This is a genomic window from Prochlorococcus marinus str. MIT 1214, from assembly GCF_027359355.1.
In the GTDB taxonomy this organism is placed as follows: domain Bacteria; phylum Cyanobacteriota; class Cyanobacteriia; order PCC-6307; family Cyanobiaceae; genus Prochlorococcus_B; species Prochlorococcus_B marinus_F.
The window spans coordinates 361,846-377,290 of record NZ_CP114777.1 but is presented as its reverse complement, the minus strand read 5'-3'; the positions used below and the strand labels follow the sequence as shown (position 1 = coordinate 377,290).

Here is a 15,445-nt window from a genome sequence, read left to right as displayed (position 1 = left end):
TTTACCTTCCTCCTACAGTAATTGAGTCAACTTTTATATGGGGTTGACCTACAGTGACATTTACACTTCCACTGACAGATCCACAAAAACCAGCTGCAAGATCTAAATCATTAGCACACATAGAGATTCTGGGTAGAATTTCTTTTGCTTCTCCTATTAATGTGGCCCCCTTGACTGGTTTATCAAGTTCTCCATTCTTTATCAAATAGCCTTCCTCAACTGAAAAATTAAATTGACCTGTTGGTCCAACACTACCTCCACCCATCGATTTACAATAAAGACCTTTGTCAACACTTTTTATTAACTCTTCTGGTGAGAAATTACCAGGTTTAATGTATGTATTTCTCATTCGACTTGCCGCAGCAAATGAGAAATTTTGCCTCCTTCCGCTTCCAGTTCTTGGATGACCTGTTCTTAAATAGCCAGCTCTATCAGAAAGAAATTTTTTCAAAATACCATTTTCGATTAGTAAAGTCTTTTCAGGTTCCATTCCTTCGTCATCCATCGAAAGGGAACCAAAAGCATGGTTTGAAATACCTTCATCTACAGCACTAACAGCCTTGTGAGCAATTTGTTTGTCTATAGAATCATGAAAAGGTGATGTCCCTCTTTCTAATTGAGTTGTCTCTAGAAGATGACCACAAGCTTCATGAAATATCACTCCTCCAAATTTATTAGCGAGTACAACAGGCATTTGACCTGCTTCAACATATTCTGCATACAACATTTTCTGTGCACTTTCATTCAATTCGAGCGAACTTTTTTCAATATCCCAATTTCTAAGGTCGTCTGGATTGCCTGAACTTCCATATCTTCTGGCTGAAGTTGATCTGTGGTGATCTTTTTGAGCAATAACGTTTAAACCTACTGTTTGATGAAGGCGAATGTCTCTGGCAAAAACTCCATCGGTGGCAGCAACTAAAACTTCTTGCCAATTTCTTGAATAACTTGCTCTTCTAACTTGAAGGTTTTTATTTTTAACTGATAGTGATCTAGTAGCTTCTAATAATTTAATAGTTGATTCATTTAGATTAGGGGAAGAATCTAACCACTCATTCTTTTTAGCTCCATAGTCTTTTAAGTACCCTAATCCATCAAATTTGCAATTATTATTTGAGCCTATAACCAGGCCTAGCATTCCTAAAGCTTGGTTAAGAGCAAATAGAAGACCTTCTTTGGATAAATCATTAGTGCTAACAAAACCATCTTTTGTTCCAGCAAATACTCTTATACCGGCACCAATACCAAATGATGGGCTTACATTTGATATGTCATCTTGTTCGGCTAGAAGTGAAATATTATCTGACTTTTCAAGAAATATCTCAACTAGATCTGCACCAGCAGATTTACCTAGCGATAATAACTCTTCAATCTGAGGCTTTAATGTGACATCAAAAGTATGAAATAGAAGTTTCTCACTATCTTTAGTTAGTAATGAATTAGTCAATTTTTTTTTTTCTTATTATGGCATTTGATTGGCTTAACTGTGTATTTGAATATTCAGAAGCAATGAATATTGTTATTATTGTATTAAGTAAATTAAAAATATGATGAGTTGCTTAATTTTAAATAACATTAATCAATTTGCACCTATCCATTTTTGGCCATTTAATCTTTGAAGTACTCTAGAAATTAACAAAGGTAAAGTAGTCTTTTTTTCATCTATTAGAAATGATTCAACAATGCTGGGATTAGTATTAGTTTCAGCTAATAATATTGTCTTATCTGAAGTAATAATTTCTTTAGTAAAACAAAGCCAAAACCGACGTTGTTGGGAAATTTCACAGAAAACCATCCAACAGTTTCCACCTACTACAGGTCTTTCTCCTTCAATTAATTTAATATTTTTAACTGCGATCCCTTTCTCTTGTATTGAAGCCTCTAAGCCTGGTATGAAATGTTTAGTTATAAACTCTTCAAAAGGCTTATCTTCTAGTTTGGGCGGTTTGACTGCTTTCTTTGGGGGGATAGTATTGTCAGTTTGGTTTTCGGGTTGTGATAGTGGTTTTGCTAGCCCCTTCGTGTCGATTTTATTGCCAATAGCTTGAGTTTTCAAATCTGATGATTTAGATTCAGTTAATTTATTCGAATCTATTTCGTCTGAGTGGTTTTTATTTTTCATATAAAAATATTAGCAAATTAATTTAGAAAGTTGAAGAGTTATTATTGATTAAAAATATTGACTAAATTAATGTTTACCAGCTTGAGAATGATGAATCATTCCAGTCTGATTCAATTCCCTTTACAGGATTATTAAATTCATTTTTTTCATCCTGTTCATAATTTTCAGGATCTACCTCATTTAATTCATCATATTCAATATTATTTTTATTAGTATATTTTATAAATTTATTATTATATGGTTCTGTTTTTCCTATTACTCTAAAACTTGCTTTAATAGTAGGGCTAGGATCTTTAAAATCTCTCTCTATTAGGGTTCTATCATATGAAGTACTTTTACTAGATTCAAAAGTATCATTATTTTCGTCGATTGTATTTATAGTCTTATACTTAATTTTATTTGTTAAATTCATGTTAATGTTGCTCGCAAAATAGGTGTTTACAATGTAAGAAAATATAAAACCAGTCCCTGTTGAAATGGCAAGATATGTACCTAATGTGAGAGATGGCGTATTCCAAATAAGGATCCTGAGTTTTGTATCTTCTTTTTGATTGCTAGTACCTAATATAATTACTAATAATAATGTGGATAAAAAAGGGATAGCTTTAAGGAGATAATTAAATTTCATTTATTAGGCCCATTCCATCTTTTTACATAATTAAAGTCTTCGCCTAGTGAGTCAAATAATCTAACTACAATAAAATCAATTATGTCATCAATTGTTTGAGGATTTGTATACCACGCAGGAATTGGAGGCACAATTGATGCTCCAGCAATTGCTAAACGTTTTAAGTTATCTATATGAATTAAACTTAACGGTGATTCTCTTGGACATATAATTAAGGGCCTATTTTCCTTTAAGTGAACATCGGCACACCTTTCTACTAAATCTAATGAGAAGCCAGAGGCAATTCTCCCTAATGTTCCCATTGAACAGGGAACAATTACCATACCCCTTGTTTTATGACTCCCGCTCGCAATTGACGCGGATTGATCATTCCATCTATAACAAGTTAATTTGCCTGATTTAGTATCGAGTTTTTGTCTCCAAAAATCTCGTTGAGAGTTCGGTTCAACAGGAATATTTATATTTCGTTCACTTTTGGCAACTTCGTATGCGCCTTTGCTGAGTATTAAATCCACAGATTGATTGTTTTCTAATAATACCTGTATTGATCTCTCAGCTATTTGCATGGCTGAAGCACCTGTGATAGCAATAACAATACTATTCATTGATTGTTAATCATTCAGATTCATTATCATTATTACCTATCAAATCTGCAGGATTTTCCTTAACAAGCTCTAAGTCAATTTGATTTTTTAGGATGTCAACTTTTAATACCCTAACATTTACTTTTTGGGCAAGTTGATACGTCTTTTTACTTTTCCTTCCTACTAATAGGTTTTGTCTTGATCTATATTCATACCAGTCATCACCAAGAGTACTTACATGAACTAAACCTTCAGCAGTTATATCTTCTATCTCAGCAAAAAAACCATAACTTTGAACTCCTGTGATGATTGCTGTTACTTCTTCACCGATAATCTTCTGAGCTTCTCTACCCTGTGCTATTGCAATAATATTATTTCTAAATGATTTTGACTTCTTTCTGATATCATTTAAATTCTGAATTAGCCGTAAATTTGAACTATTATATATATTATCTTTTACCTTTTGTGAAAATATCTCCCAATTAACTTCAAGCCAGCTATTCATTTTACCTAATTCAATTAATTCCTTACTTCGACTTGTAGATTTATTTTTACCTTCGGATAGGAGTAAGCATATTATAAACTGATTATAAATATTCCAGTAATTTAAGGATGGACAGCACCACGGTGATTCAATTTTAGTAGTTGAAATGGCATAATTCATATCTTCTTTTTCTGCTTGCGGATTATACTTATAAAGTTTTAAATGTATTCCGGGAATTATATGTTTCACTAATTTATGAAGGATTTTCTTTTCAGTACTTGATTCAAATGCTTTTATCAACTCATGTGCGGTTAAACTTCCATCAATATTTACAGCTACTTTATTATCTAAAGTAAGAGCAGATTTGGTTAACTCATTAATAGATGATGATTCAATTTCTTCATGTTCTTTATATATAAATGGTAATTTATATCCAATTAAATGATTAGCAAGAATATTATTAGAAAGTCTAATGTATAAATCAACTATTGATTGAGGGTCATTGCTATCAAAAGTCTTTGACCAACCATGGAAATCTCTACCTGGATATGTTTTCTGCAATTCACTTAATCTCTCAAATTTAGGTATGTTTTCATCCAATTTAATAGTTGTTTTATTGCTGGTATTAATTAATTTTGAAGAATATATGATGGTGTAAATTACTTCAAGATTTTCCTTAACAGTTTTAAGTGCAATAGGAACAGATTTGGAATTTGGTTTTCTATTATTAATAGCGTTAAGGTGTTTTGGTGTAATAATATTTACGGGTTTAATGATACTGAGAATAAATTCCCAATCAGCAATATTCCCTTCGCTATTAATATCTATCCTTAATGAGATTGCCTCACATTTTTCGTTTAGAATAAATTGTGATGCTGATTTAAGCGAGTCATTAAGGAATTCAAACCAATCATTTCCAAGGCAAATGGCTTCACCTTTCTCTTTGAGGAATTTGTCTAATTTGCTCCCTAAATTTATTCTTTCTGCAACAGTTGGACAGTGAACCCATATTCTATTACCACCTTCATAAGGTTCTGCAAATAATGCAGGTAGTGATGGAGACTTTGCAGATTCCCAACTTCTAAACAATAATGCAGGTTGAGACGTCAAATCTTCTCTTCCTTTTAATGCAACTTTTTTGGGAGATACTTTTGGTTCCTCATAATTTGTGGAAATATTATTCTTTGAGAGTAATAAATCAATATCACCTTCAATTCCAGAGTTTATTGAAAACTCTCTAATTATTGAGCCTTTTGCTTTAAATTGAGCAATAGGATATCTACTTATTTTTATTTCATATATAAGATCTTTATTTATTGGCTTTTTACAAAATTCGTTATCACTTTCTAGATCAATAATTGCTGGAATCCTGTCATCCAAGGGGTAGGCCCTTAATTCACCAGTTGTTTTATCAGATTCTACCTTTGAAAGTAATTTATCATTGTATCTTTCTAATACGCATTGAATAGATCCTTCAGGGGCTCGTCTTTTAATACCCTGTCTTGTTATTACAACTATTACTAAATCACCATGCCAGGCATTATTCAGATTGGTTTCTCTAATATAAATATCTTCGCCTTGATCTTCTCTAACTACAAAGCAGTACCCTTTACTGCTACAACGGACTCTACCTTGAATAAAATCATTATTATCGTTAATAATCAGTTTCTCGTCACTAGTATTTTGAATTATACCTAGCTTACTAAGAGCTTTAATCGCTATCTGCAAATTATCTCTATCAAGCTTTTTAGTGAGTTTTAATGATTTCTCAAGTTTGGAAACTTCCAAACCATCTTCTCTCTCAAGACTTTCAAGAATTTTTAAAACAGAAGTCATAGTAATAGGCACATTTTAATTTTTATTTGATAAAGTCTTTGAATAAAAAAGGCTATATTCTTAAAAATAAAGTTTGTTTACTATGCATCACTATCATAATATTCTCTGCTTTGTCCCAGAAGTTTAATTCCTATAATTAAGAATACTATTCCAGAGAGCAGTTTTAGTAGATAGGCGGGGATAAGATTTGCAATTGAGCCGCCAGCCAAGGCCCCTAAAAGAGTAGCTGATATAAGAGCAACAGACGACCCAATAAATACTGCTAAGGGATTATTAGTTGTACTACTCAAAGATATAGTTGTTAATTGTGTTTTGTCGCCCATTTCAGCTAAAAACACAGTGACAAAAGTTGTAAAAAGAAGTGTTAGAAGCATAAATATTTCAGATTTTAATTTTGAAAAAAGTCAATCAAACAGTCTGTAACAAGGTATATACCTAAACTTAACATAATTATTCCTGAAACCACTGTAAAATTTTTCCTTGGAAGGTTATTCGCTATCCATCTACCTATTAGAACGCCAAGAAGACTAGTTGAGATAAGAGCAAGTGCTGCTCCAATGAAAATTATTAATGGCCGACCAGACTGCGCAGAAAGCATTAGTGTCGCAAGTTGAGTCTTGTCTCCCAACTCTGCCAAAAAAATTGTGCTAAAAGATGTAATTAATATGCTTAAAAATGTATCAGAATCCTCTGCACCACTACTTCCTATTTTTGAATTTGATTTAGGCTGACCCATTACTTCCAATTAAGTGATGTTAACTTTTTTTATTCCTATACATCCACTATATATAACATCTAAAAGTTCAATTTATCAATAAAATCACTATTTGTGCAAGATTATTTCCATATAAAAGAGATTTCTCATTAAAATTCGATCACTTTTTTTTCTTCTTTTTATGATGAAGAAGTGGTGTTTTGCTAAAAAATATCCATTTTGGTAAAGATGATAGTCAAAGTTCTTTAAATAATTTGAAGGATTGTCAGTTTGTTTAGTAGGATAAATAAAATATTTAAAACGACATGGGAAACCTATTGCCTCTTGTAGCAGTCTTTCTTGCAGGACCTGCAATCATTGCTTTGATCTTCTATAGAAGAGGCGTTTAAAGGGCTAAGCCGTTTGACCAAGAGCAATTTCAGCAAAGGTAAAAATTTTTTTTGCGAATGCTAATTTTTGTTTATCAAGATTCTCAGAATTTTTTGATAAATCTGAGCAAATAGTTTGTCCATTTGAGTTTGTTATTATTATTTCCTTATTGTTAGTAGAATGACACCTATAAACTCTTTTATGTATTTGCAATTCAACAATATTTGAATGTTTCTTGAAGTCTATAATATTTAATTGTAGGTTATTTCTATTTTTCCATCTATTTAATTCAATGAGAAAAGATATGTCTATTAAATCATTTTTGTTTAGGTCTGTAGTTTGGTTCCATTTAATTGCTTCTATGATCGAGGTTCCATCATCTAAAGTCATTTTTATATGGCCACCTCTAAGATTGTAAATATCTAAAATTTTACATTTCCTAGTCCAAAAGATTGGCGCAGGATTCATAATTCCAAAAGGGCCAATCAAACATAATTGTTTATAAATTTCTAGATTAATCTCAGAAAAACAAATGTATGCATCAGGCTTTATTGACACATTTAAATTTTTATTTTTAAATTGTCTCTTGGCTATGTTATTAAGCCTTTCCTCAAGCATAGGAATATTTTCAGCTTGAATTGAAAAACCTGCAGCTGCGGAATGTCCTCCATAAGAAATTAGAAGATCACTGCATTCATCTAATGCCAGATTTACTTTTAAAAGTTTATTAGATCTTATTGAACCTCTAAATTTACCATCTTTAGCCATAGCTAGTATTGCTGTAGGTAAATTAAATTTGTCAACTATTCTTGCAGCAACGATACCAATGATTCCTGGATGCCATTTTTTATTTGTAATTACAAGAAATTTTCTATTAATTTCAAATTGACTTAGTGCCATTTCCATGGCTTCTTGTTGTAGTAACGTTGTAATCTCTTTTCTTTGTTTGTTAATTGAGAAACATTCTTTTGTGAGTTCTAATAAAGAGTCTGAAGACTGATTTGTCAAAAGATCGATTACAAGTTTTGGGTCACCTATTCTTCCAACTGCGTTTATTAATGGTGCAATCTTATAGGCGATATCCTCTGAAGTGATGGTAACTTTATCAATTGCTAGAGTATTAATAATAGATTTAATTCCTTTATTGCTTGTTGTATTTATTTTGGGTAAAAATTCTTTAAGCCATTTTCTATTAGCTCCTTTAAGAGGAGCCATGTCTGCTACAGTACCAATACAAAATAATACATTAGCTGATGTATTATTTATATCATAATTAATTTTATTACAAATATTGTTTGCTAAAAGATATGCAATTCCAACTCCAGCCAAGTATCTATAAGGAGAATTGGTAGGGCTATTCTCTGGATGAATTAGTGAAAATATATCTAATTCTATATCTGGTATTTTGTGATGATCAGTTATAATCAAATCAATACCAAGTTCTCTAGATTTTTTAATCGCGTCGAACGCCGAGATCCCATTATCTACAGTAATAATTAGTTTAATCTCTTTTTTATTAATTTCATTTATCATGTTTAAATTCAATCCATATCCTTCCTCTTGCCTTGATGGTATATAAGGCTTAACTTTAGCTCCAAGTTTAGTTAATAATTCTAATAAAAGTACTGTGCTAGTAATACCATCTGCATCATAATCTCCGCATATCGCAATCTGTTCGTTTTTAGTACATGCTTGTATAATTCTTTCAGTTGCTATATTTAAATCACCAAAATGATCTTCAGGATTTGGCAGATCTGATGGTGTTAGGTAATCATCTAATTCTTTATTTAAATCAATACCCCTTCTAATTAAAACTTTCTGTAAGGTGTAATTTATAGAGCAATTTTCTATTTCCCTTTGGGTTACAGGCTTTGGTAATACCCATCTTGTAATTTGATTGTTATCTGTTTGCAAAAGCTTATCCTATATTGATTTAATACTTTTCAGAATTAGATTTAATATATACAGAAAATACATGCATAGTTTAGAAGCGGTTTTTTGGGATGTCGATGGAACAATAGCCGACACTGAATTGTGTGGTCACAGAATAGCTTTTAATTTAGCTTTTAAGGATTATGATTTGGATTGGAACTGGAATGAGATCAAATATTTGGATCTTCTAAAGATATCAGGTGGTCTAAACCGAATTCTCCATTATCGAAACGAAATAAAAAGCGATTTAAGTGAGTGTCAATGTTCAAAAATCCAAACTAGAAAGCGTTTCCATTACAAGAATTTAATTAAATCTGGAAAAATAAAAGTGAGAGAAGGTGTCCTGAGACTTTTTGATGAGCTCTCAAAATACGATATTGAGCAATACATTGTTACCACAAGTGGAAGAGATTCCTTAGAGCCTTTTTTATATAACTCAATAAGTTCACATTTAAATCTTTTTTCTAAAATAATTACCTACGAAGATGTTAGTAAGCATAAACCCTCTCCAGAGGCTTATAAATTAGCAATTCAATTAAGCAAAAAATCAGTTTTTAATTGCATAGCCATAGAAGATTCCTCGATTGGTGTAGAGGCTGCAAATTCCGCAGGGCTTAATTGCCTTTTGACTTTGCCCCCGTGGCCAATTTCAATAAACAACATTTCTAAAAAAGCCTGTGCTTGTGTAAATAGCCTTGGAGGTGATGATAGTCCATCAAAATTAATCTATGGTAAGAACTTAATAAGTACTTATGTCGATGTGAAATATCTTACACATCTTATCAATTAAAAAATGCAGAACACCCAATTTAAAAAATTTATAAATTCTTCAATTAGAGTTATAAATCCGATCGTCAGCGATTCATGGAGTAAGAGAAGTATCTTGCTTCTTTCTTTATTGTCTGGTTTTTATTTTACCAACAGCTTACTTTCCTTTTTATTAGATAAATCAATTAATACAATTTTCTTAGCCCTAATTATTTTGTTAATTATGGAGTTAGCTATTCGCTTATCGTTATTTTCTAACAATAAACAATTATCATTAATGATACGTTCAATTGATAATTTAAGAATTGGCTCAAGTTATGCACTAATCCTTGAAGCATTTAAACTTGGTTCATAGCTTGGTTAATCTGTTTCTTCTTCTGAAGATTCATTCATAGGGTATACAAATCCCTGAGCTCTTCCAGTAAGAACTGATTTTCCTATTGACAAAGCCTTTTCAGCTGCAACAGCAGCTTTCCCTTTCCATGTAGCATGCCTTTGATTTCTTTTACCTTTAGAGGTTTTTTTCTTGGGAACCGCCATTTCTGCTTTCCATTTACTAATATTATAGTTTATAACGTCATGCACCTACTTTTCAAAAAGCCTTTAGGAAAAAATAGGTTCTTGTCTCTTTTTCTATATAAATTCAAGTTAGCTAACATTTTGACTATAGTTAATATATAAACTCTATTAAATTAATTGATTTAATTTTCAAATGAGTAAAAGTTATAGTCAACTATTAAAGGATATTGAAAGTGGTGAAATTATTTCTATTATTTTAATACCTAATAGAAGAGAAGTAATAGTTGAATTTATTAATGGAGACCAAAAATTAATACCAATATTTTATAACGATCAGAAAATACTTCGCATGTCTAATGAATATAATGTTCCTCTTACTGTAAAAGATATAAGATCTGATAAGCAATTAGCAAATTTTATTACTGGATTTGGACTCGTATTGATTTTTACCTTATCTCTTTCATTTTTAATTAGGAGATCATCTAAATTATTGAACAATATGCAGAGCTTTTCTAGGCGATCTTCTCAAGTAAAAGAAGATGATATTAGAAAATATACTTTTGATGATGTGGCTGGGTTGAATGAAGAATCTGATGAATTAAAAGAGATAGTAACCTTCTTAAAACATCCACAGTTACTTATTGACCTTGGTGCAAAAACTCCAAAAGGTGTTTTGTTAGTGGGTGCTCCAGGTACAGGTAAAACTTTATTAGCAAGAGCAATAGCAGGAGAAGCAAATGTCCCTTTCTTTTCTATATCCGCATCAGAATTTGTCGAAATGTTTGTTGGTGTTGGAGCTGGACGGGTTCGAGATTTATTTAATACTGCAAAATTAAAATCTCCATGCATTGTATTTATAGACGAAATCGATTCAATTGGACGTCAAAGAGGAGCTGGCATAGGAGGAGGAAATGACGAGAGAGAGCAAACACTAAATCAACTCTTAACAGAGATGGATGGTTTCGAAACAAATAACGGAGTTATAGTTATTGCTGCAACGAACAGGCCAGATATACTTGACGAAGCGTTAACAAGACCGGGCAGATTTGATCGTCGTATCGACATATTTCTTCCAGATAGAAAAGCTAGACACAAGATTTTGTCTGTACATGCTCGTACAAAACCTTTATCTGATTCTGTTAATCTTGCAGAGTGGGCATCAAAGACTCCAGGTTTTTCAGGAGCTGACTTACAAAATCTCCTAAATGAGGCAGCTATATATGCTGCTAGAAATGACAAATCAAGCATAAGTAATATTGAACTTGATAAGGCTCTAGAAAAAGCTCGGTTTGGATTATTATCTAAACCTCTTACCGATAGCACCAAAAAACGACAAATTGCCTATCAGATTATTGGTAAAACATTAGTTGCGTTATTAATTCCTACTCAAGATAAATTAGAAAAAGTTTCTTTGTTTAAGTCATTATCAGATATTTCTGGAACTACTTATTTCACCCCTAATGAGGAAACCATAGACAGTGGTCTATTAACCAGAGACTACATTTTCAACAAAATCGTAATTTCACTAGGATCAAGGGCCGCTGAAATTATTGTCTTTGGCTCCAAGGAGGTTACGCAAGGCTCACAAAAGGATCTTGAGAATGTATATTTCTGGGCTAATCAAATGGTTACAAAATTCGGTTTTTCGGATCTTGGACCGATCGCATTTGACTCAGAAAAAAATTCAATTTTTCTTGGTAAGGATATTATGAAAAACAGAAAAGAGTATTCACAGAAAACTAGTATGGAGATTGACAAGCAAATCATTTCCATAGCAAACAAGGGTATTAATAAGGCAATCAAACTACTAGAAAATAAAGTGGACTTAATGGATATTCTTGTTGATGAATTAATACTCAATGAGTCACTTGAATCTGAGTATATTATTAGTACACTTAACTCTTACGTTGCTGATAATTAGTTATTGATATTGTCTTTTTTACAGTGCTGAAAAGTATTCCTTACTTCCTTTTGGGTCTTCCTTCATAGTTTTATCACCAGGAGTCCATCCTGCAGGACATACTTCATCTGGGTGGGATTCTACGTATTGATATGCTTGTAAAATTCTTAGTGTTTCGTCAATATTTCTGCCAACAGGTGCTTTATTGATTGTTGAATGCATAATGATTCCATTAGGATTAATAATAAATAGTCCTCTATCAGCTTCTCCATCTTCGTTTAATACATTATATGATTGGCATATTTCCCGCTTAAGATCTGAAACCAGAGGATAGTTAATATCACCAATTCCTCCTTCATTTCTTGGTGTTTGAATCCAAGCTAAATGAGAAAATTTGCTGTCTACCGAAACACCTAAAACCTCGGTATTTTTACTGTTGAAATCGCTATACCTATCACTAAAGGCAGTAATTTCAGTGGGGCAAACAAATGTGAAATCTAATGGATAAAAAAACAAAACCACATACTTGCCTCTGTACTGAGAAAGCTTGATGTCCTTAAATTCTTGATCAACGACTGCAGTAGCAGAAAAATCTGGTGCTTGCATTCCTACCCTAAGGCACTCATTTGTCGTCATGGAATTTGTTGCGTATTTTGATTGGTATGGAGGGTAGTGAACTTCCCCTTTTCCTTTTTATAATTTATCATGTAAAGACCAAGAAACTTACTCTTTCTATCTTGCCGAGAATAATCTATAAAAATGAATGATCCAATAAGTTGGGATCCATCCCTTGTTAAAAAATTTAGTACATCTAATCATTCTAAGTTGTTAAATCAGCTTAAAAAAGAAGTTGTAAAATATCCATTAAAGAATAAAAAGGAACTTTCATTAATACAGAACAAGGATACAAATATAGTTAATAAACTTAAATCAGATATCTCACACAAACAAGACGCAATTTCACCCAAAATACCTAATCAGATAAATGTACATACTGTGAACAAATCAAATGTGAGTTTTAATAATGCAACTGATTTCTCTATATATAATAATTCTAGTAAAAATCAGAATAATACCACTAATGATACTAAAATAAATCCTCGTAATAATTCATTTGAGAATGATTCTACATCAACATTTAAAGAACGCCTAAATCAAATAGATATGAAATAGTTATTTACTAATTACATATACTTAAAGTTGAGAATAGACTGATGAGAAATTTTCCATTTTACTAAGTTGACTAAAAAAAAGATTACTCGTGTTTTTTAATATTTTTCTGCAATTGAACTTAATGTCAGTGGAGAGACTTGAACTCTCGACCTCAGCGTTATGAATGCTGTGCTCTAACCGGCTGAGCTACACTGACAATAATGAAACCTTTATAAATAGAAGATTTAGTTGCCTCCCAAGGAAGAAAGTCCTTGAAATAGTAATCAAATCTGATTTATCATGGTTACATTCACCATATTAAATCAGGATGGTCTTCAAAGGAAGAAATCTTTAGATCTAAACTTTTTTTGACTGTTAATTGGCTTTTATACCGAAAGTGGATTTCTGGGTAAGTTTGAAATATGAATTTCACATACCATAAATACTCAATTTCATAAAGCAGTTACACCACCTTCTAATGAATTTAAGAATATAAATACTTGTAATTCTTCTAGTAGTAAAATTAGCACTAGCATACTTGTTTTATTAAAAAAAAAATTAGAAACAGTTTTATCTATTAAGCCTAAATGTTGTAAAGCAAAGAGAAAGAAAATATTAAAGAATTATAATTCTTATGAGTTGCGTAGTAAATACTAATTAAAGCAAGTATTTAATCTAATGAGTAATTATTACTTACAAGCATACCAAACTCATATTGACTATCCCAACAAGATTATTTCAACAAAAATCTCGAAAGTTTCATATCTATTGAAATTAAAAGCTCAAAGTAATTCATTATCTGATCTAGAGAGCAAGCACAAAGAATGGGGCCAAAAACAACTCATATCAAATAAATTTAGAGATCATTAGTCAATTTTATATGTTCAGAAACAAAATAAATATTGTTGCCATTATAAATAAAAATTGCTATCAAGAAAATGAGGATGATCGGAACATATGAAGCTTCCCCAACAGAGAGCTTCGTCATCCTCTTTTTATTAAAGGCTTAATAGGTTATTCAGAGCACTCATTTTTATAAGCATATTCTTCAATGGTTATAGTTACTTAGAATTTAAAGATAAAGATTAATGATATTAATCTTTAATAGCATCAAATTATCTGATTATTTTAAATTTGTCTTTATACACTTTACCATCTTCATTTCCATAGAAAAATTGATCTCCTAGGCTTTGGTAACTCAAGTTGATTTAGATTTTTCACATAGCTGCTCCCAATAACTTTGTTTATCCATAATAAATCAAATTATTTAAGTTTCTCAAAATCAGAATTGACATCTAAATCAAAAAAAAGAAATCATATTTAAAAGTTAATATTCAAATTTAGATCTAAATATTTTACTTCGTTTATCTGAATATATTTCCAATTTAATAGATTCACTCTACATCCACTAAATAAAACTGTTTTAACTCTTCGTGTATTGTCAATTCCTTTTGTGCAATTTCACCCAATCGTGAAGAATTAAATTTTGATTCTTTTCTCTGAGCAATTGAAATATCAGATAAACATGGTGTTCTGATATAGCTATTAATTTAATTTAAAATTATATTTGAATTAATCGCTCATTTTGAGAATTAATAAAGCTAAGAATTATTAAGTATTAATATTGTAAAAATTAGGCTAAAGAAATCATTTTTCATCCTCTTCGTTACCAAGTCTAATTTCAACACCTACAAATGTTCCAAACAAAACAATTATCAATCCAATTATAGATTTCCATAGGCCAATATGAGTTACTGGCTCAGGAGTTTGAAAAAAATTTGGAATCATAAATTAATGATACATCTTATTTCTCTTCTTCCCAATCTTCTTCAGCCTTATCCAGCAGATCTTCAACAGTATTATCAAAAGTTTCAGCCACTGACCTCAACATTTTTGAAATAGTTTCATCAGGGCAAGCTAGATCTCTTTGAATACCTTCTGCACAGTCTTTAATTTCTTCCCAAGAATCTACCAGGACTTGAGAATCTACAGGCTTCCAATCTTCTTTCATAGATAATTTCCTCAATAAGGATTGCCAATGGAATATTTCATAATCCATCTAATCATGCTTTAACTTAGCTTAAGACTGTCTTGGTTTCTTCAATTAGTTGAAAGGTTACAGTTAAAGTGATTTTTAAAAAAAATTATCATTAGAAGAAATTGAGATGCTCAGGGCAAAATCTGAGCCCGGAATTGATAAGAGAGCTCAGTCACAACAAGAATTAGCTCAACAAGAGGAAACCGTATACAGAAAAAATCATAAGTTTACTGACAAGCATCGAAAAACATAAATTTACATGTATCAAGAAGTTTCAAACTGATAATTCTTATTTACGAAATCAGAAAACCAACTATAAATAAAGATAGAGATAAGATTTTCATCATGCTTTTGCCTAAACCAGTAAGACCTACAGATTCAGAGAAGAAAGGTAAGGA

18 protein-coding genes and 1 tRNA gene are annotated in these 15,445 nt (G+C 31.4%); 6 read left to right on the top strand and 13 right to left on the bottom strand.

Annotated features, from left to right (window positions below):
• Position 1: 1 nt before the first annotated feature.
• From O5639_RS01990 to O5639_RS01960, 7 genes are all read right to left on the bottom strand, one after another.
• Complete coding sequence (locus O5639_RS01990) at positions 2-1,372, bottom strand: TldD/PmbA family protein (protein WP_269625505.1); 1,371 nt, start codon at positions 1,370-1,372, stop codon at positions 2-4.
• Between the two features lie 207 nt (positions 1,373-1,579).
• Positions 1,580-2,122 (bottom strand): DUF2996 domain-containing protein, encoded by a 543-nt coding sequence (locus tag O5639_RS01985; RefSeq protein ID WP_269624838.1) that lies wholly within the window; start codon positions 2,120-2,122, stop codon positions 1,580-1,582.
• 73 nt (positions 2,123-2,195) lie between these two features.
• Positions 2,196-2,750 (bottom strand): hypothetical protein, encoded by a 555-nt coding sequence (locus O5639_RS01980; RefSeq protein ID WP_269624837.1) that lies wholly within the window; start codon positions 2,748-2,750, stop codon positions 2,196-2,198.
• Entirely contained in the window at positions 2,747-3,355 is a 609-nt protein-coding gene (locus tag O5639_RS01975) for a flavin prenyltransferase UbiX (protein ID WP_269624836.1), read from the bottom strand. The genes O5639_RS01980 and O5639_RS01975 overlap by 4 nt, the downstream gene beginning before the upstream one ends.
• 10 nt (positions 3,356-3,365) lie before the next feature.
• Positions 3,366-5,654, bottom strand: a complete 2,289-nt coding sequence (locus O5639_RS01970) for an RNB domain-containing ribonuclease (RefSeq protein ID WP_269624835.1) — start codon at positions 5,652-5,654, stop codon at positions 3,366-3,368.
• Positions 5,655-5,734: 80 nt separating this feature from the next.
• Complete coding sequence (locus O5639_RS01965; protein WP_269624834.1) at positions 5,735-6,028, bottom strand: TMEM165/GDT1 family protein; 294 nt, start codon at positions 6,026-6,028, stop codon at positions 5,735-5,737.
• 14 nt (positions 6,029-6,042) lie between these two features.
• On the bottom strand, positions 6,043-6,390 hold the full coding sequence (locus O5639_RS01960) for a TMEM165/GDT1 family protein (RefSeq protein WP_269624833.1): 348 nt from the start codon (positions 6,388-6,390) through the stop codon (positions 6,043-6,045).
• 284 nt (positions 6,391-6,674) lie between these two features.
• Here O5639_RS01960 and psb30 point away from each other — a divergent pair, with 284 nt between their 5' ends.
• Complete coding sequence (gene psb30, locus O5639_RS10705) at positions 6,675-6,758, top strand: photosystem II reaction center protein Ycf12/Psb30 (protein ID WP_071813363.1); 84 nt, start codon at positions 6,675-6,677, stop codon at positions 6,756-6,758.
• 4 nt (positions 6,759-6,762) lie between these two features.
• On the opposite strand, the gene recJ is transcribed toward psb30, so the two are convergent.
• Complete coding sequence (gene recJ, locus O5639_RS01955) at positions 6,763-8,652, bottom strand: single-stranded-DNA-specific exonuclease RecJ (RefSeq protein ID WP_269624832.1); 1,890 nt, start codon at positions 8,650-8,652, stop codon at positions 6,763-6,765.
• Positions 8,653-8,713: 61 nt separating this feature from the next.
• Between recJ and O5639_RS01950 the strand changes: the two genes are divergently transcribed.
• Together O5639_RS01950 and O5639_RS01945 are read left to right on the top strand one after the other, a co-directional pair.
• Entirely contained in the window at positions 8,714-9,460 is a 747-nt protein-coding gene (locus tag O5639_RS01950; RefSeq protein ID WP_269624831.1) for an HAD-IA family hydrolase, read from the top strand.
• A 3-nt stretch (positions 9,461-9,463) separates the two neighbouring features.
• Entirely contained in the window at positions 9,464-9,793 is a 330-nt protein-coding gene (locus O5639_RS01945; protein WP_269624830.1) for a DUF565 domain-containing protein, read from the top strand.
• A 5-nt stretch (positions 9,794-9,798) separates the two neighbouring features.
• Here O5639_RS01945 and rpmF read toward each other — a convergent pair whose 3' ends face one another.
• A complete protein-coding gene (gene rpmF, locus O5639_RS01940; RefSeq protein ID WP_269625504.1) occupies positions 9,799-9,978 on the bottom strand; it encodes a 50S ribosomal protein L32 in 180 nt (59 codons plus the stop codon).
• Positions 9,979-10,150: 172 nt separating this feature from the next.
• Between rpmF and ftsH the strand changes: the two genes are divergently transcribed.
• Positions 10,151-11,878 (top strand): ATP-dependent zinc metalloprotease FtsH, encoded by a 1,728-nt coding sequence (gene ftsH, locus O5639_RS01935; protein WP_269624829.1) that lies wholly within the window; start codon positions 10,151-10,153, stop codon positions 11,876-11,878.
• Positions 11,879-11,896: 18 nt separating this feature from the next.
• Here the strand turns inward: ftsH and O5639_RS01930 are convergent, their stop codons facing one another.
• Positions 11,897-12,493, bottom strand: coding sequence for a peroxiredoxin (locus O5639_RS01930; RefSeq protein WP_269624828.1), 597 nt, complete (start codon positions 12,491-12,493; stop codon positions 11,897-11,899).
• Positions 12,494-12,616: 123 nt separating this feature from the next.
• Here O5639_RS01930 and O5639_RS01925 point away from each other — a divergent pair, with 123 nt between their 5' ends.
• Positions 12,617-13,030, top strand: a complete 414-nt coding sequence (locus O5639_RS01925; RefSeq protein WP_269624827.1) for a hypothetical protein — start codon at positions 12,617-12,619, stop codon at positions 13,028-13,030.
• Between the two features lie 122 nt (positions 13,031-13,152).
• Here O5639_RS01925 and O5639_RS01920 read toward each other — a convergent pair.
• Positions 13,153-13,226 (bottom strand) — tRNA-Met (locus O5639_RS01920).
• Positions 13,227-13,687: 461 nt separating this feature from the next.
• Between O5639_RS01920 and O5639_RS01915 the strand changes: the two genes are divergently transcribed.
• Positions 13,688-13,879 carry a hypothetical protein gene (locus O5639_RS01915; RefSeq protein WP_269624826.1) on the top strand — a complete coding sequence of 64 codons (192 nt, stop codon included), beginning with the start codon at positions 13,688-13,690 and terminating at the stop codon, positions 13,877-13,879.
• Positions 13,880-14,656: 777 nt separating this feature from the next.
• On the opposite strand, the gene O5639_RS01910 is transcribed toward O5639_RS01915, so the two are convergent.
• Positions 14,657-14,797, bottom strand: a complete 141-nt coding sequence (locus tag O5639_RS01910) for a hypothetical protein (protein WP_269624825.1) — start codon at positions 14,795-14,797, stop codon at positions 14,657-14,659.
• Between the two features lie 16 nt (positions 14,798-14,813).
• Positions 14,814-15,020: a hypothetical protein gene (locus tag O5639_RS01905; protein WP_269624824.1), complete on the bottom strand. Its 207-nt coding sequence runs from the start codon at positions 15,018-15,020 to the stop codon at positions 14,814-14,816.
• Positions 15,021-15,445 lie beyond the last annotated feature (425 nt).